Consider the following 18,401-nt stretch of genomic DNA (forward strand, 5'->3'; position numbering starts at 1 on the left):
AATGCGCAGGTGGCTAAGCAGCAGACGAGTACAGTCCAGCGCGGTAAGCACCGCCGCCCCGGCGCCCCGGCAGGGGCGCCCAAGAAGTGGTCCACGGCGGTGTCCACGATCTCCGCGGTGATGATGACGCTGGACATCACCATCGTGCTCGTCGCCCTCCCGGCCATCTCGGAGGACCTTCAGCTCAGCCTCTCCGGCGGGCAGTGGGTCATTAACGCCTACTCCCTGGCGTTCGCCTCCCTCATGCTCAGCGTGGGCAGCATCTCGGACCTGATCGGGCGCCGCTCGATCTTCCTCATCGGGCACGTGCTCTTCCTCGGGGCGTCGATAGGCTGCATGTACGCGGACACGGAGACCATGCTCATCGCGGCGCGCGCCGTGCAGGGCGCGGGCGGGGCGCTGGTGTTCGGCACCTCGGTGCCGCTGCTCTCGGACGCCTTCGCGCCCGCGGAGAAGGAGCAGCGCACCAAGGCCATCGCGGTGCTCATGGGGCTCTCGGCGGCGGCGTCGGCCGTGGGGCCGCTGGTGGGCGGCGCGCTCGTGGAAAACGGGCGGTGGGAGTGGATCTTCGCCATCAACGTCCCCATCGGGCTGTTCGTGCTGGTGTCCACGCTGCTGTTCATCCCGGACCTGCACAAGCGGGCGCGCGAGGCCGGAAACACGGAGATGCCGCCCATCGACGTCCCCTCGACGATCATCGCGGCGGGCATGCTCTTTAGCCTCAACTACGGCATCATCTCCGGCCCGGAGCGCGGCTGGACGGACTGGCTGGTGGTCCTGAGCTTTGCCGCCGCCCTGCAACTGGGCGTGATCCTGGCCTGGATCCAGACGTCCAAGGGCGATAACGCCATGATCGACATCCGCCTATTCCGCATCCCCTCCTTTTCCACGGTGGCGTTCTCCGCGTTCGCGGCCCGCCTCTTTAGCTTTGGCATGATGCCGTTCATCGTGCTGTGGCTCTCCGGGCACGTGGGGCTCTCCGCCCTGGAGGTCGGCTACGTGTCCACCACCCTGGCCGGGCCCATCGTGGTGTTCTCCGCCGTGGGCCTGGCGCTGGGCAAAGTGATGCGCCTGAGCTTCGTGCAGGCCCTGGGCATGCTCATCGTGGCGGGCGGCCTGCTGCTGGGCCTCATGGTGCAGCCGGACTCCAGCTGGCCCGCGCTGGTGCCCTCCTACGTGGTCATCGGCATCGGCACCGGCATCATGCTGCCGCACCTCATGGACCTCGCGGTCTCCGTGGTGCCCCGGGAAAAGACGGGCACCGCCTCCGGCATCGCCAACACCTCCCTGCCTCTGGGCACCAGCTTCGGCGTGGCCCTCTACGGCGCCTACCTTGCCGACCACGTGGAGGACGGCATGGAGGGCGTGCCCGCGCAGATCGTTGAGGCCACCGAGGGCGGGCGCTTCGACCTCGTGGACCAGTTCGCCCCCCAGCTCGGGGCGCTCGCCCGCGAGGTATTCGTGGAGGGCCTGCACGGGATCTTCGTGATGGCCGCCGTGTTCGCCGTGGTCGGCGCCGCGGCCTGCGTGGCGTTCATCCGGGAGAAGGACATCCGGGCGGCCGAGCCCGAGGAGGCGTCGGCCGGAACCGGAGGCCCGGGGGGCGTTGGCAGCGTCGGCCCGCAGGGCGCAGGTTCCGTCCTGACCGATACAGCCCCGGGGGCCGAGCTGGAGGTGGCGGCGGTGGCCCCCGTCCCCGCCGTGGCGCGCCCGGTGGGCCGCGCCGAGCTTGCCGCCCGCGCCCGCCAGCGCCTTAATAGTTCTCGTGGCGCTTGATCCAGCCGATCGCCGCGTAGGTGACCGGCAGCAGGATCACCTCCAGGGCGGTCTTCCAGGCGAAGCCCACCAGGAGGTAATTCAGGCCGTCGCCCCAGGTGGCGATCCCGATGACGGGCGCGGCGATCAGGCAGAACAGCAGCGTATCGCCAAACTCCCCGACCACGGTGGAGCCCAGCAGGCGGGCCCACAGGCGCCCCTCCCCGGTGCGGCGCTTCAGGGCCACCAGCACGTAGGAATTGAGGAGCTGGCCCACCAGGTACCCGGCCAGGGAGGCCAGGACGATCTGCGGCACCAGGCCAAGTACGAGGGAGAACTCCTCTTGGTGTGGGTAGAAGTCCGCCGCGGGCAGGGCGATGGCCAGGTAAAAGGACGCCACCGCCAGCAGCGTGACGCCGAACCCCGTGAGGATCGCGCGCCGCGCGGCCGCGAAGCCATAGCACTCCGCCAGGACGTCCCCGAGCACGTAGGCCAGGGGAAAGAGGAAGAACGCGCCGTCCGTGATCAGCGGCCCCAGGGCCACGCCCTTGGTGGCGGTGATGTTGGAGATGAGAAACACCGCGACGAAGAGCGTCACGATCACCGGGTAGAACGACCGCTGGATGGGAATGAATCTGGGTTCTGTGGAGTCTGTCACGGTGTCCCATGCTGCCATAGGGGTGCCAGCGCCGGGGGAAGGGCGGGCGCGCCGGGGGAGGCGGCACCCCTTGGGGCGCGGCGGGTGTCGGGGTGTGCGGTGGCCGTAGGGGTGCCGCCTCGGGGCTCTCGACGCCCCGCCTCCCGCCACTGGCACCCCGTGCGTCGGTGGCGCGCCGCGAGGCGCGAGCAGGTCCTGCCGATAGGGCCGCCACCGGGGGCGCGACGTATCCTGGCGAGCATGGACGCCACCATCACGCAGCCGAGCCCCCTGGAGCACAATGAGCGGGGGGCGGGGCGGTACGCGCCGTCGCCAAGCGGGGACCTGCACTTTGGCAACCTGCGCACCGCCGTGCTGGCGTGGCTCTTTGCCCGGCGCACGGGGCGGCGCTTTTACCTGCGGGTGGAGGACATCGACACGCAGCGTTCCTCGGTGGAAAGCGCGCGGCGCCAGATCGAGGACCTTAAGGCCCTGGGCCTGGACTTCGACGGGGAGCCCACCTACCAGTCCGACAACACCAGCGCCTACGAGGCGGCGCTGCGCGCGCTCACGGAACGCGGGCACGTGTTCGAGTGCTACTGCTCGCGCAGGGACATCCAGGAGGCCGCCCGCGCCCCGCACGCGATCCCCGGGCGCTACCCCGGCACCTGCCGCGACCTGCCCGACGGCGAGCGCGAGCGGCGGCGCATGGAACTCATGGCGCAGGGCCGGGTCCCCGCGCTGCGGCTGCGCGCGGAGGCGCGGCGGTGGCGGGTGCGCGACGGCTTCCTGGGCGACTACTCGGGGGAGGTGGACGACTTCATCCTGCGCCGCGGCGGCCAGCAGCCCGACTGGGCCTACAACCTCGCGGTGGTGGTGGACGACGCCGCCGCGGGCATCGACCAGGTGGTCCGCGGCGACGACCTCGCCTCCTCCGCGCCCCGCCAGGCCTACCTCGCGCACCTGCTCGGGTTGCCCGCCCCCGGCTACATACACGTGCCGCTCGTGCTCGGGCCCGAGGGCAGGCGGCTGGCCAAGCGCGACGGCGCCGTCACCCTGCGTCAGATGCTTGCCGACGCCCCCGTGGCCCAGGTGGTCTCGCGCCTCGCGGCCTCGGTGGGGGTGGAGGGCTGCGACTCCCTGGCGGGGCTGCTGGAGGAGTTCGATCCGGGGGCGGTGCCGAGGGAGGGGTGGGTGTGGAAGTAAAGAAGGGATGCCCGGGGAGCCGATAGACCCCGCGTGTGCGGGGAGCAGTCAAACGTGAAATGACCTATGGCTCATCCCAGCTAGCCGCAGGGAGCCCCAGACTCATCTATGTCTAGCATGATCTAGTTTCGCCTGAAAGTTGAGATGGTGACCGCCTGCCATCGGCAGGCAAGGTAAAATATTGAACTAGGTATTTCTGTGTAGAGCGATAACGTGTATGCTGGTGGGGACAGTAGGGGGCTCTATGGCATATCTGGAGAGGAGCCTCGGTGGGTAGTTTTTATGGAAGGAAAAATCTTACATGGCAAGAATCGCGAAAGTATGCCTCCTTGCACTCTTGGTTCTGGTGGTACAGATTGCTCAGGCGCCTCCGGTATTTTAGAGAAATTAGGTAAATACTGCGATGGGGTATCGTATCATGTTGGAAGGAGGTTGAACTGGTGCAGTGTGTTAGGAGGAGCAAGATAGATATGTCTTGCGATGGCGTTGCGCCGTTGCCCCAGGTCGAGGCCCTCTGGGCCAAGTCCGGTGACGAGACCGGCTGGCTTTCCCTTCCCCAGCACATGCTGGACGCGGCCTGCGTGGCCGGGCAGGTCTGGGATGTCTGGCTGGCCGATCCAGTGCGGGCCCTCATCGCGGAGAAAACCGGGTTGAGCGAGCGGGAGGCCCGCGCCCTGGTGGCGTGGCTGGCGGGTGTTCACGATGTAGGCAAGGCAACCACGCAATTCCAGTGCCTGATCGAGCCGAGCGCTGAGCACGCCCACATCGTCGAGGGGGTCCGCGCCGCGGGCTTTTCCCTCGCGCAAAGCCTGAAGGAAAAGAAGCTGCGGCACGAGCTGGCCTCTGAGGTCATCCTGGGGGCGTGGCTGGAGGAGCGGGGAGTTGAGAGGAAAAGGGCGTCCTCGATCGCGCAGATCCCGGGGGCGCATCACGGGGTAGCCACGGACCCTCGTCTCCTCGGGGAGGCTAAGGCTCTGGTGGCGCGGCACGCGGAGCCCTGGAGGGCGGCGCACGGCGAGCTGATCCGCCGGATCGTGGAGGCCACGGGGATCACACGGGAGGCGCTGCTCAGGGTGCACCGCCTCCATGCCCCTATCCAGCAGGTTCTCACGGGTCTGGTGGTCATGGCGGATTGGATCGCCTCGAACTCGCAGGCCTTCCCGATGGTGGTCTCCGGCAGCCAGGAGGAACGCACCCGGCGTGGGATGGACGCCGTGGCCCTCACCGCCCCGTGGCGGCCGCGATCCCCGGGTGCGCTCACCACGGATGATCTCGTTGACGCCTACTATCGAGCCTCCTTTGGCTGGCCCGAGGGGTATGAGGCGCGCCCCGTCCAGCGGGAGATGATGAGGGTGCTGGACGAGGCGGAGGGACCGGGCCTTTTCATCGTGGAGGCCCCCACGGGCGAGGGCAAGACGGAGACGGCGCTCGCCGCGGCCCAGATCCTCGCCGCGCGCACCGGCGCGCAGGGGGTGGTGTTCGCGGCCCCCACGATGGCGACCGCCAACGGGCTCTTCGAGCGCGTGCTGGAGTGGGCGCAGGGGGCGTCGCCCACGGAGGTGACCTCGATGTACCTGGGGCATTCCAAGAGCGGTCTGTCGGAGGCCTATCGCAACATCGGGGAGGACTTCGGAGGCGAGCACGGTGCGGTGGTGGCCACCCAGTGGCTCAGGGGAAACAGGCGCGGGGTGCTCTCGAACTTCGTGGTGTGCACGGTGGATCAGGTGCTCATGCTGGCGCTTCAGGCCAAATACTCCATGCTGCGCCACGTGGGCCTGGCGGGCAAGATCATCGTCGTCGATGAGGTCCATGCCTATGACGCATACATGAGCTCTTACCTGGGCAAGGCGCTGGAATGGCTGCGGTACTACGGGGCCTCGGTGATCCTCATGAGCGCCACCCTGCCGGTGCAGCAAAAGGCGGCGCTGGTTCGCGCCTACGGGGGAACGAGCGAGTTGCGTAGGGAAGGGGAATACCCGCTGCTCACGGTCGTCGATAATCAGGGCGTGCGGGAATACCCGGTGGCGGCCCGGCCCACGGAGATTCATGCGCAGGTGGCGCTGCTCGCAGACGAGGACCTCATCCCCCTGCTGGCTGACGGCGGGTGCGCGCTCGTGGTGTGCAATACCATTCGCCGCGCGCAGGAGACGTACGCGGCGCTCAATGAGCGCTACCCCGGCGAGGTGGAGCTGCACCACGCGGCCTTCATGGCCTCGGATCGGGCGAAGAAGGAGGACGCTCTGCGCGCGGCACTGGGCCCGAGGGCACGCCGCGGGGAGGGGAGGCCCGAGCGGCGCATCGTGGTGGCCACGCAGGTGGTGGAACAGAGCCTGGACATCGACGCGGACGTCCTCATCACGGACATCGCGCCCATGGACCTGCTCATTCAGCGCGTGGGCCGCCTGCACCGTCACGCCCGCCCCGAGGAGGATCGCCCGCGCCGATGGCGCCAACCCCAGGTGTTTATCCGAGGAGTGGTGGAGCGGGAGCCGGTGCCGCGCTTCGAGAGGGGGACGGAGGCGATCTACGATCCCGCCCTGCTGCTGGCCACGATGGCGGTGCTGGAACGTGGCGTGTTGAGCGAGGGCTTGCGCCGCCCCGACGACATCGCCCCGCTCGTTTACGCCACCTACGACCCCGAGGCGGAGGCACCGAAAGCGTGGCGGGAGGCGTGGGACGCCGCGCGGGCTCAGAGCGCCGAGGCGCGGAAGCGATCCGAGCATCGCGCCGGGTTATACCAGGTGCCGGGCGTTCACGCCGCGGCGAGGTTCCACTCCCTTTTCCGGCGTTATCACAGGGGAGAGGCGCGCAAGGGGGAGGAGGCGGGCGTGGCGCAGGTGCGCGACGCCGACCCTTCCATCGAGGTCATCCCCATCATGGGCACCGAGTACGGGTACCGGCCGCTGGGGTACGAGGGAGCGGAGATCGCGGAGGGCGCTACCCCCGAAGGCCCCCTGGGTCTGCGGCTCGCGCGTAACACCCTGCGCCTGCCCGCGAGATTAACCAGGTACGAAAGGGACTTTGAGCGGGTGATCGACCAGCTCGAACGGGAAACCCCCGTGGGCTGGCGGAAAAGCCACCTCCTCAAGGGGCAGGTGGCCCTGGTGCTTGACGAGAACCGGGAGGTCGATCTGGCGGGAACGCGGCTGCGCTATTCGGAGGAGTTGGGTTTGGAACAGGTAAGAAACGAGGAGGCATGAGTATGACGAGGCGGACGTTCTCGCTGCTCGACGAGCCCTGGATCGCGTGCACGCTTCACGATGGCTCCGAGGCTCTGCTGAGCATGAGGCAGATCTTCGACGGCGAGCGCGCCGTGGCGGGGCTGCGTGGGGATTCCCCGGCGCAGGACTACGCGGTGTTGCGCCTGTTGTTGGCGGCGTACTGGCGGGCGCACCGGGGTGACGACGAGGTGACGCGGGGCGAGATCTACGTACACGACGAATGGTTCGAGGCCGAGTGGGACCGGGCGCGGGAGAACCGAGCCGACACCGCCGTGCTGGATTACCTGGAGCGCTACCGGGATCGCTTCGATCTGCTCCATCCGGTGCACCCCTTCATGCAGGTGGCTGACCTCCACACGGAGAAGGGAACGCGCTCGGAGGTGCGCCGCATCGTGCCGGAGGCGGAGGCGCAGTACTTCACCATGCGGGCGGGGCGGGCCCGGGAAACCCTGAGCTTCGCGGAGGCCGCCCGCTGGCTCCTGTACACCCAGGCCTACGATTACTCCGGGATCAAGTCCGGCGCGGTGGGTGATCCCCGGGTGAAGGGGGGCAAGGGGTACCCCATCGGCACGGGATGGACGGGCATGACGGGCGGCACCGTCCTCGTCGGGAGCACGCTGCGGGAGACGCTGGTGCTCAACACCACCCAGGGCTGCCTGATCGACGAGGCGAGCCGCGTGGACGAGGCGGCGTGGGAGCGCGAGCCCGACGGGGCCGCGCAGCGCGAACCCACGGCGGAGGCCGTGTATCCCAAGGGCCCCGCGGACCTTGCCACGTGGCAGTCGCGCCGGGTGCGGCTCTTTCACGACGGGGAGAGGGTCACCGGGGTGCTGGTGAGCAACGGGGATCGGATCCCGGACGCGGGGGCCAACATTGAGAGCGATCCCATGACCCCGTACCGCTATAGTGCCAACAAGTCCAAGCGGGACCTCGACGTGTATTACCCGCGCCCCTTTGACTCGAACCGCACCATGTGGCGTTCCCTGGAGCCGCTGATAGCCCTGGAAAGCGACCCCGGATTCACGGACAAGAACAAGGCACCCCGGCGCCCCGAGACGTTGACCCAGCTGGCGGACCTCAACGAGAACATGGGCATTGCCCCGGATTGGGCGAATATCCAGATGGTCTCCGTGGAGTACGGACCCCAGGCCTCCTCGGTGGCGGAGGTGGTGGCGAGCGGAATAGAGATCCCCGTGGCGCTGCTGCGGGAGGACGCCAGCACGCAGCGCCGCCTGGTACTGGATAACGCCAAGGCCACCCTGGACGCGGCCGTGGCCCTGGGCTCCTTCGCCGGGCAGCTCCTGGTGGCCGCCGGCGGGGAGTACGAGTTTCAGGCGCCGCCCACGGATACCCTGCTGGCCCGGTTGGAGATTCCCTTCCGGCCATGGCTGCGCGATCTCGCCGGGGCGGACATAGAGGAGCGAGCCCAGCGCTGGCAGCGCTACGTGCGCCAGCGGGTGCTCGCGGATGCCCGGGTGCTCGTTCAGGGCGCGTCCCCACAGGTGCTCGTGGGGAGGACGAGCGTGGTGACCACCGAGGGGGACACGCCGTACGTCAAGTCCGCCCATACCGCGTGGCGGGCGTTGACGAAGCGACTCGATGAGGTACTCCCCGCTACCAAGCGGGTAAAGGAGGAGAAGCGATGACGGATAACCTGAGCGTGGCCGTGGGGGAGACGGCAGCGTGGCTTCAGAAAAATGTGCTGAGCGGAAGAGGGGATCGGGAGGAGGCCCGCGCCCGGGCTACGCTGGCGCAGCTGCGCCGCAACGTGGGGCGCCCGCCGGAGAGCGATCCCCTGGGTCTGTCCCGGGTGCTCATGGCGTTGCACCCCGCCCTCGACGCCGACCTCGTGGGCAGGGGGGACGCCGCCACCGCCTCGGAGCGCGCCGCCTACCACGCGATTACCTTCTTCTCCCTGCACATGCAGAGCGCGAGGGAGCCGATGCACGTCCCGGAGAAGTCCTTTGCCGCCGCCTGCGGTCAGATGTATCGGGGTAACGCCTCGGGTTCCTTCAAGCCCCGCTTCGACGCCATGGTGCTCTCGCGCAACGAGTACTCGCGCCTGCACCACATGCGCTCTCTCATCACCATGCTGCGGGGCGCGCGGATCGGCTTCGACTACGGACGCTTGGCCTTCGACCTGCGCTCGTTGGAGAACCCGGCGCGGCGCAAGAAAACGCTCATGCGCTGGGGGCGCGACTTTGCGTGGATCCCCACCGACAGCGAAGAAACCCCCGAAAACCAGTAAGAAAGGAATCAACCCCATGCCCATCACCATCGACATTCACGCCCTGCACACCCTCCCGCCCAGCCTCATCAACCGGGATGACACCGGCGCGCCCAAGTCCGCGATCTTCGGCGGGGTGCCGCGCCAGCGGGTGTCCTCCCAGGCGTGGAAGCGCGCCATCCGCAAGGACTTCGAGGAGAACTGGGACGCCTCCCGGGTGGGGTACCGCACCAAGCGGGTGGTGTCCAAGATCGTGGAGGCCATCCAGGACCGCGCGGGTGAGCAGGAGTGGCCGGAGGAGCGCGCCACCGCCGCCGTGGAGGCCGTGTTCAAGACCCTGAAGATCAAGCTCACCGAGCCCAAGATCGACCCCAAGACCGAGCCCAAGGCCGACCCGGCGGGCGCGGACGAGGAGACCCGCAAGCGCCTGGCGGAGACGGGCTACCTGCTCTTTGTCAGCCCGCGCCAGGTGGAGAGCCTCACGGAGGCGATCATCGCGGCGGAGGCCGGGGGCACCAAGATCGCCAAGAAGAACGCCCAGGCGCTGTTCAACCAGGAGCACAGCGTGGACATCGCCATGTTCGGCCGCATGGTGGCCGACGACCCCCACTACAACGTGGACGCCGCCGTGCAGGTGGCGCACGCGCTGGGCATTCACCCCTCGGAGCCGGAGTTTGACTTCTTCACCGCCGTGGATGACCTCGCGGAGGACGAGCAGGAGACCGGGGCGGGCATGATGGGCACGGTGCAGATGATGTCCTCCACCCTGTACCGCTTTGCCACCATCGACCTGGATTCCCTGGCCGAGAACCTGGGGGATCGGGAGGCCGCCGTGACCGGTTCCGTGCAGTTCCTCAAGAGCTTCGTGGAGTCCCTGCCCACCGGCAAGCAGAACACCTTTGCGCACAATACCCTGCCGGAGTTGGTGTACGTGGTGGTGCGCGATACCCGTTCGGTGTCCCTGGTCAACGCCTTCGAGCAGCCGGTGCTGGAGGGCACCGAGGGCCGCCGCGCGGAGGGTGCGGCCCGCCTGGCCAAGGAGGCCGAGCAGATCGAGAGCGCTTATGGCTTCAAGCCCCTGGCCGCCTACGTGACGGGCCTGGGCGATCTGCCGGGGAAGTTCGAGGGCATCGCGCGACGGGTGACCCTGCCGGAGCTTGGCGACGCCCTGCGCGCGGCGCTGACCGCCGAGGGGGCGTGATGCCCTCCACCTTGCTGCTCAAGCTGAAGGGCCCCATGCAGTCCTGGGGCGACCGCAGCCGCTACAAGATCCGAGCCACCGGACAGGTGCCCACCAAGTCCGGGGTGATCGGGCTGCTGGCCGCCGCCCAGGGGCGCAGGCGCACCGACCCCGTCGAGGATCTCGCCCGCCTCACCTTCGCGGTGCGCGTGGACCAGCCGGGCAACCTGCTGCGCGATTACCAGACGGCCCAGCCCTGGCAGAAGAACCCCAATGCGGACGCCAGCCTGGTCACCCGCTACTACCTCAGCGACGCGCTCTTCGTCGCGGCCGTCGAGAGCCCCCGCCGGGAGGTGCTGGAGGGTCTGGAGGCCGCGCTGCGCCGCCCGCGCTTCCCGCTGTTCCTGGGGCGTCGGTCCTGCCCCGCCCCGCCGGACCTGGTGATCGGGATCGAAGACGTGGGCGCGGTGGAGGCGCTGCGCGCCCTGGAGTGGCAGGCCGACGAGCGCCACCGTAAGGAGCGTGCCAAGGAGGTGCTGCTGCCCATCTACCGCGACGGCCTGCCCACCGAGCCCGGAGTGCAGCGTCAGGACGTGCCGCTGTCCTTTTCCCAGGAGCACCGCCGCTACGGGTGGCGCACCGTGGTGGAGGAGCCCGGCGTCCCGGTGGAGAACCCGAAGGGCCGGGACACGGATTCCTACTGGGAGGCGGTGATCTCCGCGTGACCACCTTCACCAAGGTGCTGCTCAACCCGCAGCGGCGCGGCGCGCGCACCCTCCTGCTCAATCCCCAGGCCATGCACGCCGCCGTGCGCTCCGCCTTCCCCCCGGACATCTCCCAGGAGGATGCCCGCGTGCTGTGGCGGGTGGATCACCGGGGGCATGAGCACGCCCTCTACATCGTGGGCCCGGAGAAGCCGGACGCCTCGAACATCGTGGAGCAGGCGGGCTGGGATACCCGCCCCGCACAGAGCGCGGACTACGCGCCCCTGCTCGGCTCGCTCCTGCGCGGGCAGCAGTGGCGCTTCGAGCTGGTGGCCAACCCCGTGAAGTCCTCCCGGGCGCAGGGTCAGCGCGGCAAGATCATCCCGTTGGTGGGGCAGGGGCAGGTGGAGTGGCTGGTCAAGCGCGCCCCGGAGGCGGGGTTTAGGCTTCTCGACGCCGCCACTACCGGCCAGGAGAACCTGCGTTTCCGGCGCGGCCGGGGGAGCAACCACGTGATCCTGCGCACCGCGCGCTTCAGCGGGGTCATGGAGGTCGAGGACGCGGACAGGCTGCGCGCCACGCTCACCCACGGCATCGGCCGCGCCCGGGCCTACGGCTGCGGGCTGCTCACCCTCGCGCGGCCATGACCACCCCCAGCGAGGTGCCGCTGGAGCGCCAGGAGCTCGCGCGGATGGAAAACCGCCTGTGCTTCCTCTACGTCGAGCGGGCCACCCTCCACTGCGCCGACAACGCCCTGACCATCACCGACAAGCGCGGCGTGGCGCACGTGCCCGCCACCGCGCTCGCGGCGCTCCTGCTGGGCCCCGGCACCAAGGTCACGCACAAGGCGATGGCCCTGCTTGGCGACGCCGGTTGCTCCATCCTCTGGGTAGGCGAGCGGGGCGTGCGGTACTACGCGCACGGCCGCCCGGCCGCCAAGACCGCGCGCATGGCGCAGCGGCAGGCGCGCGTGGTAACCAACCAGCGCACCCGACTTCACTGCGCGCGGGCCATGTACGGCCTGCGCTTCCCCGGCGAGGACGTCCAGGCCCTCAGCATGGCGCAGCTGCGCGGGCGCGCGGATGAAAAGAATCTACGCCGAGCACGCCCGGCGCACCGGGGTGGCCTGGACCAGGCGCAACTACGACCCCGCGGACTTTGACTCCGGCGACCCCATCAACCGGGCGCTCACCGCCGCCAACGCCGCCCTGTACGGCATCGCCCACGCCGTGATCGTGGGCCTGGGCTTCATCCCCGCCCTGGGCGTGGTGCACACGGGAACCGACCGTTCCTTCGTGTACGACATCGCGGACCTGTACAAGGCCGAGGTGACCATCCCCGCCGCCTTTGACGCCGTGGCCGCCGCCATCCAGGAAGGCTGCACCGAGAGCGCCCCACTCACCACCGACGTGCGACGCCGCATCCGCGACAGCGTGGTGCGGCTGCGCCTGATGGAACGCATGGTCAAGGACCTCTACGCGCTCATGGGCGTGGCCGAGGACGAGGACCTCCTCGACGTGGAACTCAAGCTCTGGAGCGAGCTCGAGGTGATCGCCGCCGGGATGAACTGGGGAGAAGACGTGGGGGAATACCCATGATGGTCCTGGTAGTAACCGCCTGCCCCGCGGGTCTCCGCGGCGACCTCACCAGGTGGCTCATGGAAATATCCCCAGGCGTGTTCGTGGGGAACCCCACCGCGCGGCTACGCGAGAGCCTATGGGACCGCACCGTGACGCTGGTCAAGGACGGGCGGGCCCTGCTGGTGTACAGCGCCCACAACGAACAGGGAATGGAGTTTAGGACGCACCGCCACGACTGGCAGCCCACCGACTACGAAGGGCTCACACTCATGCTGCGGCCCCACGCCAAGCCGCCCGAGGCCAGGCGCAGGACGGGGTGGAGCACGGCGAGGAACATGCGCCGGGCACGGAGGTGAAGGCAGCGGTGGGGCGGTTGATTGGCGCGAACCGTTGGTGCGGCCAGGGCAGTGGAGGGGCGTGAAGGGAAGTTGTAGCTAGAATAAGGAATCGGCTCTTGTTTCTGCTGGTCAGGAAGTGTGTTCCCCGCGTATGCGGGGGTGAGCCGCACTCCTCACCCCAGCCGAATACACCGCCGCCGTGTTCCCCGCGTATGCGGGGGTGAGCCCTCCCGGGCCTGGTGGTGCTTCGTGACCTCGTAGTGTTCCCCGCGTATGCGGGGGTGAGCCCACCCTCCCGCACACCGCGCACCGCAACCGCGCGTGTTCCCCGCGTATGCGGGACCCGGTACTGCCTGAAACGAATTTTCTAACACTACCTGGCCGCATGCGCTACGGTTTGTGGACCTGGGAAAGGATGCCCGGGGACTTGGGTACATCCGGGTTCCCGGCCACAGGGTGTGCACGTTCTTCCTCATGTTGGCTACCTATGGCGTGGTGTATGTCAAGGACGCGAAGAAGGCGAAGCACTCGGAGCGCGCACGGTATCATGACAACTGCATGTGTGGTGCTAGGGGGGTGTCCAGCGACGCCGACGTGCCCTGATCGTCAAAGACCTGGAGGCTAAGTGGTACGAGGTGGCTCACACCGACCGTAGACCTGTGGCAGATCAAAGGGAAGCATGGCAAGAATATGTTCAGAAGAAACACCGCGCTATGTGGCGACCAACTAGTTACATCAGCCTAGACCGCGCCACACCGGTAGGAGAACCTCGCGGATACCGTACACAGCAGCCCAGCCTGGCGAGCGTCCGGAAGAATACTCGTGATACTGGGCAATGGGATGAAGGATCAAGCAAGCAGCAAAAAGAGGATCGCGCCGCCGAAAAACGGGTAGCTCAATGGATACTCGAATCGGGCGCCACTACGGTTCAGCAAGTCCATGAGGTAGATCGCTCAATGCCTGATTTCCTTGTGGATGGCAGCACCCCTGTAGAGGTGAAACGAGTCGTGTCCTCAACTAGCATCCAGAAACAAGCACGCCGTGGCTTGAAGCAATCGAGCTGCGTCGTCATGGACGCACGCGAGGCCTCTATCTCATTGGAAGAAGCACAAGAAGGCATGCGTGCAGCGATTCGGAACTATGGCGGGGATCTTGACAGGATCACTGTCATTGGGGACGATTTCGTCTTATCATGGCCGTAGAAAGGAGGCCGTAATGTCTGCAGAGGTATATTTGACCGCTTCGGCACCTGGCCTGACTGTCGAACAGGTACAGCAGGCCGTGCTGTCTCAATCCCAGGCGCACGCTCGCGATGGAGTGATTCATCTGGGGGAAGCCTACATGACGGTAGAAGAAGCCGATCCTGGAGAAATTTGGATCGATCTCCTGAACCATGACGGCGACAACAGCGAAGAGGCTTTCCGAGCCTTTGACTCCGTCTACGCCTATCTAGCTCAGACAACGTCTTGGGACCTGTGGACGGGATATGACGACGTCCCCGCACTGTGCGAGCGTACTGGCGTAGCCATGAAGCACAGACCCCTTTTGGCCCGAGCCAGCTAAACATCCTCACTGTCTAGTTAGGTAGACGCGCCAGGTTCGACTCCCGGGCGAGGCACTACACCCCTAGCTAAACCCCGATCACCGTCATGGTGGCCGGGGTTTAGTCATGCGCGGGTGGAAGCACCACGGCCCTACTCGCGCCAGGGGAGGGGCGGACCCCATAGCCACCCCGCCTTTGTAGTGGGGGAGAAGAAAGAGAGACCATGACCACCGAAACCACCGAGGCCCCGGACACTCCCACACCGGACCAGGCCGACACGAGAGACTACCAGCCCGGCCGCCCAAGAGGATCTGGACCGCATCGTCGAGGCTCGTCTAACCCGCGAGTGCGCACGATACCGCGACTATGGCGAGTATAAGATCAACGCTGCCAGGTACGACGAAGTCCAGGAAGCCAAGCAGGCCGCAGAATAGAAGACCGCAGCGTATTACCCCCATCGGCTGGCTGAGCAATGAGCTTCGTCAGCGCTAACCTTTCCCGCGTTCTCTACATAGAAGGGTTTGTGTTTATGCGGAAAGTTATTGGTTGTAGAGGATTCTTTCATTTTTAGTCGGGCAGTGGACATGGCGGAGAGTTAGGCAGGGAAGAAATGCCCTTGTATCGCCGCCGTCCTCCAAGTGCTCAGCCTGGCAATCCAGATCAGCGAGTGGAGACGGGGCTGCCCCAAGGGCAGGTACCGCAAGCGGTGACACAAAGATTCCCCGGTTTAGGAAACCTAACCATCCTGAACCGGGGAATCACCCCTACCCTAACCCTCGCCAGAGAGGAAACACCATGCGCACACGTTGAATAACCCCCTACCACGCCCCTTACCGCCGTGAGCCTTGCCGCTCTCGCCAGCGCCCCCGCAGCTGGACGCTTATCTCAGAGGGGTGCCCTGGCCGTCACCGCCGCCTTTGACACTTACCGGGTTACGGCCGATAAGGTTGGCCATCACCGAGTATTGGACAACCGTGCAGGACACCTGAACCGCCTACACCTTGTGCGGCCACGTTTCTGTCATTCTTCGGGGAAGAATCATAGGAAGAGCATAATCTTGCCGCAGCGTGCCAGCTGTAAACCAGCAGCCCCTACTGGAGACTGTCTGTGCCGCCAGAGTATCCCAAATTCGGCGCCCAAACTGTTGCATAAATTATTCTTCCACCCCCAGCGCCTCCCACACCGGCCCGAGCTTGGTCTCGGTCTCGAGCACCTCGGCCTCGGGGTCGGAGTCGGCCACGATGCCTCCTCCGGCGTGGGCGAGCGCCGTGGAGCCGCGGACCACGGCGCCGCGGATGGATACGCGCCATTCGCCGTTGCCGTGTTCGTCCGCCCATCCCACTGCGCCCGCGTAGAAGCCGCGGTGGGGCTCGGCGTCTCTCAGTAGTTCTCGGGTCGCGGCGGTGGGGTAGCCGCAGACGGCCGGGGTGGGGTGCAGGGCTGCGACGAGTTCCAGGGCTGTGGCGGGGGCGTCGTCGCGCAGCGTGCCCCGGATGCGGGTGCCCAGGTGCCAGGTGTGCGAGGTGGCGGTGAGCGAGGGGCGCTCCGGGACGTCGAGGTCGGCGCACCAGGGTTGCAGGACGCGCCGGATCTCCCGGGTGACGTAGGAGTGCTCCTCGTTGTTCTTCGCGGAGAGCAGCAGCTCCGTGGCCTGGGCCTGGTCCTGTACCGGGTCGAGGCGTCGCGGCGCGGTCCCTGCCAGCGGGTGGGACTCGATGTAGCGCCCGCGCTTGAGCAGCAGGAGTTCCGGGCTGGAGCCCACCAGCCAGGTTCCGGCGTGGGGCGGGCCCGCGCTGGAGAGGTCCGTAAGGTGCGCGTGCCCGGTGCCGGAGCGGGCGAGGAAGCGGGAGAAGAGCCAGAGCGGGTCGATCTCCTCGCGGCAGCGGTATTCCACGGCGCGGGAGAGCACGATCTTCTCGCATGCCCCGGCCTTAATGGCGCGCACGGCCTCGCGCACGCGCCGCGCGTGCTCCTCGGGGCCGGGGTCGTCCGTCCTCTCGACCACCGTGGGGGCCGCGCCGTCGGGCGCGGTGGGTGGCGTGGGGGAGAACCAGAACTGCCTCGGGGTCCACAGCGCGGGCGGCTCGGAGGTGTGGAAGGGGAGCGCCCCCACCACGATCGGAGAGCCGTGGCGCAGGCCGTGCAGCGCCTGATCCACGCCGTGCCACGCGGCGTCGCGCCCCGTGGCGTGGAGCGTGCCGGTGGGGCCGGTGAGCAGAAAGGTCACGGGAGGATCACCCGGTTTTCGTGCCGTAACGCGGCGGGCGGGGCCGGGGGCGTCGAGGGGTGCTCGGGGAGCGGCATGGCAACCTTTCTCTACGTCGTACAAAAGTATGAGGTAAGCCTAGCCTATAGTTCTCCGTGGGGAATAAAGCCCAGGTAATTAGGCGGTCGAAGTTCTTTGCGCCGTGCGCTCGGGGGGCAAAAAGGGTAAGGTTCCACGCCGTGCCTCGTACCCCTGATAACAATCTCACCGCACCATCCTCGCGCGCCCGGCGACGCGCCGTGCCCCGCCAGACGGACATCACGCAGACCCGCCGCTACATCGTCATGGTGGCCATGGCCCTGGGCGGGTTCGGCATCGGCGTCACGGAGTTCGTCTCCATGGGGCTGCTCAGCGACATCGCCGCGGACTTCCACATCTCGGAGGACACCGCCGGGCACATCATCACCGCCTACGCGATGGGCGTGGTCATCGGCGCGCCCCTCATCGCGGCCCTGACGGGGTCGGTGCCGCGGCGTCGCCTCCTGCTCATCCTCATGGCGGCCTTTACCGTGGGCAACGCCCTGACCGTGTTCGCGGGCGTGTACGCCAATTCCTACGGCGTGCTGGTGGTCTCCCGCTTCCTCGCGGCCCTGCCGCACGGGGCGTTCTTCTCGGTATCCGGGCTGGCCACGGCGTCGATGGCCCCCGAGGGGCAGCGCGGCCGCGCCCTGGCCTTCGTGGGGCTCGGCCTGCCCTTTGCCACGGTGCTGGGTGTGCCGGTGGCGCAGGCGCTGGGGCACGCCGTGGGGTGGCAGAGCGCCTACGTGGTGGTCTCCGCGATCGGGCTCGCCACGCTGGCGGCGCTGTGGTTCCTCATGCCGCACATGTCCCGGATGACGCCCACCAGCCCCATGACGGAGCTCGGCGCGCTGAGGCGCGGGCAGGTGTGGCTCTCCCTGGCCATCGGCTCGGTGGGATTCGGCGGGATGTTCGCCGTGTACACCTACATCTCCTGGACCATGACGCACCGCGCGGGGCTCGACCCCAAGCACATGTGGCTGGTGCTGATGGTCTACGGCATCGGCATGGTGGCGGGCACCTGGGTGGGCGGCCGCCTCTCCGACTGGAACCTGGAGCTGGGCATCCTCGTGGCCCTCGGGGCGATCTGCGCCACCCTGCTGATCTTCTACGTGGCCTCCACCAACGCCATCGCGGGGATTATCTGCTTCGGGCTGATCGGCATGTCCGGCTCCACGCTCATTCCCTCCCTGCAGATCCGCCTGATGGACGTCGCCGGGGAGGCCCAGACCTTGGCGGCGGCGCTCAATCATTCCGCGCTCAACATCGCCAACGCCGCCGGGGCCTCCATGGGCGGCGCGGTGATCGCCGCCGGGTACAGCTACTCCGCCCCGGCGCTGGCGGGCGCGGCCCTGGCTCTCGTGGCCGTGGCCCTGTGGTACGTGGCCTTCACCCTGCGACGCCGCGGCGCGGGCAGCTAGGCCGCCGCTCGAAGGGGTGCCATCTCCGGTCCCGCGGGCGCGGAAGCCGGTCGGTGGCACCCCTTCGTGCTTTTCGACGCCCCATCGCTCCACCGAGCGGCAGGTTGGTCCACCCGCTTCAAGGGGTGCCAGTGGGAGGGGAGGGGGCGTCGAGAAGCGGGCAATGGCACCCCTTCGCGTCGGCGCGGCGCGCCCTGCGAACCCGAAGGGGTGCCGCTAGTCGACGCCCCGTCCCCGCCGGGCGGGCACCGGCACCCCTACGGCCGCCGACGACGCCGCCCCCACCGACGCCAAAGGGGTGCCAC

Annotated in this window: 15 protein-coding genes and 1 pseudogene; 14 read left to right on the plus strand and 2 right to left on the minus strand. The window is 67.9% G+C overall.

What is annotated here, in order from left to right:
* The first annotated feature begins 9 nt into the window (after window positions 1-9).
* On the plus strand, window positions 10-1,776 hold the full coding sequence (locus tag B140_RS11995) for an MFS transporter (protein WP_244874384.1): 1,767 nt from the start codon (window positions 10-12) through the stop codon (window positions 1,774-1,776).
* Here the strand turns inward: B140_RS11995 and B140_RS0104990 are convergent.
* Window positions 1,754-2,431 (minus strand): queuosine precursor transporter, encoded by a 678-nt coding sequence (locus tag B140_RS0104990; protein WP_051069244.1) that lies wholly within the window; start codon window positions 2,429-2,431, stop codon window positions 1,754-1,756. The two genes, B140_RS11995 and B140_RS0104990, sit on opposite strands and share 23 nt — an antisense overlap.
* Before the next feature lie 222 nt (window positions 2,432-2,653).
* Here B140_RS0104990 and gluQRS point away from each other — a divergent pair, with 222 nt between their 5' ends.
* The 12 genes and pseudogenes from gluQRS (at window position 2,654) to B140_RS0105050 (ending at window position 14,411) form a co-directional block, all read left to right on the plus strand.
* Window positions 2,654-3,598, plus strand: a complete 945-nt coding sequence (gene gluQRS / locus B140_RS0104995; protein ID WP_018118253.1) for a tRNA glutamyl-Q(34) synthetase GluQRS — start codon at window positions 2,654-2,656, stop codon at window positions 3,596-3,598.
* 470 nt (window positions 3,599-4,068) lie between these two features.
* A complete protein-coding gene (locus tag B140_RS12000; protein WP_018118254.1) occupies window positions 4,069-6,798 on the plus strand; it encodes a CRISPR-associated helicase/endonuclease Cas3 in 2,730 nt (909 codons plus the stop codon).
* 2 nt (window positions 6,799-6,800) lie between these two features.
* Window positions 6,801-8,465: a type I-E CRISPR-associated protein Cse1/CasA gene (gene casA, locus B140_RS0105005; protein ID WP_018118255.1), complete on the plus strand. Its 1,665-nt coding sequence runs from the start codon at window positions 6,801-6,803 to the stop codon at window positions 8,463-8,465.
* Entirely contained in the window at window positions 8,462-9,067 is a 606-nt protein-coding gene (casB, locus tag B140_RS0105010) for a type I-E CRISPR-associated protein Cse2/CasB (RefSeq protein ID WP_018118256.1), read from the plus strand. Before casA ends, casB begins: the two co-directional genes overlap by 4 nt.
* Window positions 9,068-9,083: 16 nt before the next feature.
* The gene (cas7e, locus tag B140_RS0105015; RefSeq protein WP_018118257.1) at window positions 9,084-10,247 is read left to right on the plus strand and encodes a type I-E CRISPR-associated protein Cas7/Cse4/CasC; all 1,164 of its coding nucleotides are present in this window, start codon (window positions 9,084-9,086) and stop codon (window positions 10,245-10,247) included.
* A complete protein-coding gene (cas5e, locus tag B140_RS0105020) occupies window positions 10,247-10,951 on the plus strand; it encodes a type I-E CRISPR-associated protein Cas5/CasD (protein ID WP_018118258.1) in 705 nt (234 codons plus the stop codon). Before cas7e ends, cas5e begins: the two co-directional genes overlap by 1 nt.
* A complete protein-coding gene (cas6e, locus tag B140_RS0105025) occupies window positions 10,948-11,577 on the plus strand; it encodes a type I-E CRISPR-associated protein Cas6/Cse3/CasE (protein WP_018118259.1) in 630 nt (209 codons plus the stop codon). Before cas5e ends, cas6e begins: the two co-directional genes overlap by 4 nt.
* Window positions 11,574-12,528: pseudogene (gene cas1e / locus B140_RS12005) on the plus strand (type I-E CRISPR-associated endonuclease Cas1e). The gene cas6e and the pseudogene cas1e overlap by 4 nt, the downstream one beginning before the upstream one ends.
* On the plus strand, window positions 12,525-12,866 hold the full coding sequence (cas2e, locus tag B140_RS0105035; protein WP_018118260.1) for a type I-E CRISPR-associated endoribonuclease Cas2e: 342 nt from the start codon (window positions 12,525-12,527) through the stop codon (window positions 12,864-12,866). The pseudogene cas1e and the gene cas2e overlap by 4 nt, the downstream one beginning before the upstream one ends.
* 381 nt (window positions 12,867-13,247) lie before the next feature.
* Window positions 13,248-13,451, plus strand: a complete 204-nt coding sequence (locus B140_RS14685) for a VG15 protein (protein WP_018118261.1) — start codon at window positions 13,248-13,250, stop codon at window positions 13,449-13,451.
* A 32-nt stretch (window positions 13,452-13,483) separates the two neighbouring features.
* A complete protein-coding gene (locus tag B140_RS13715; protein WP_156801661.1) occupies window positions 13,484-14,050 on the plus strand; it encodes a CdiA C-terminal domain-containing protein in 567 nt (188 codons plus the stop codon).
* A gap of 13 nt (window positions 14,051-14,063) precedes the next feature.
* Window positions 14,064-14,411 (plus strand): hypothetical protein, encoded by a 348-nt coding sequence (locus B140_RS0105050; RefSeq protein ID WP_018118263.1) that lies wholly within the window; start codon window positions 14,064-14,066, stop codon window positions 14,409-14,411.
* Between the two features lie 1,133 nt (window positions 14,412-15,544).
* Here the strand turns inward: B140_RS0105050 and B140_RS12010 are convergent.
* Window positions 15,545-16,618 (minus strand): isochorismate synthase, encoded by a 1,074-nt coding sequence (locus B140_RS12010; RefSeq protein WP_018118264.1) that lies wholly within the window; start codon window positions 16,616-16,618, stop codon window positions 15,545-15,547.
* A 218-nt stretch (window positions 16,619-16,836) separates the two neighbouring features.
* On the opposite strand from B140_RS12010, the gene B140_RS12015 reads away from it, so the two are divergent.
* Window positions 16,837-18,096 carry an MFS transporter gene (locus tag B140_RS12015; RefSeq protein ID WP_051069245.1) on the plus strand — a complete coding sequence of 420 codons (1,260 nt, stop codon included), beginning with the start codon at window positions 16,837-16,839 and terminating at the stop codon, window positions 18,094-18,096.
* Window positions 18,097-18,401 lie beyond the last annotated feature (305 nt).

The organism is Corynebacterium mastitidis DSM 44356 (assembly GCF_000375365.1).
GTDB lineage: Bacteria > Actinomycetota > Actinomycetes > Mycobacteriales > Mycobacteriaceae > Corynebacterium > Corynebacterium mastitidis.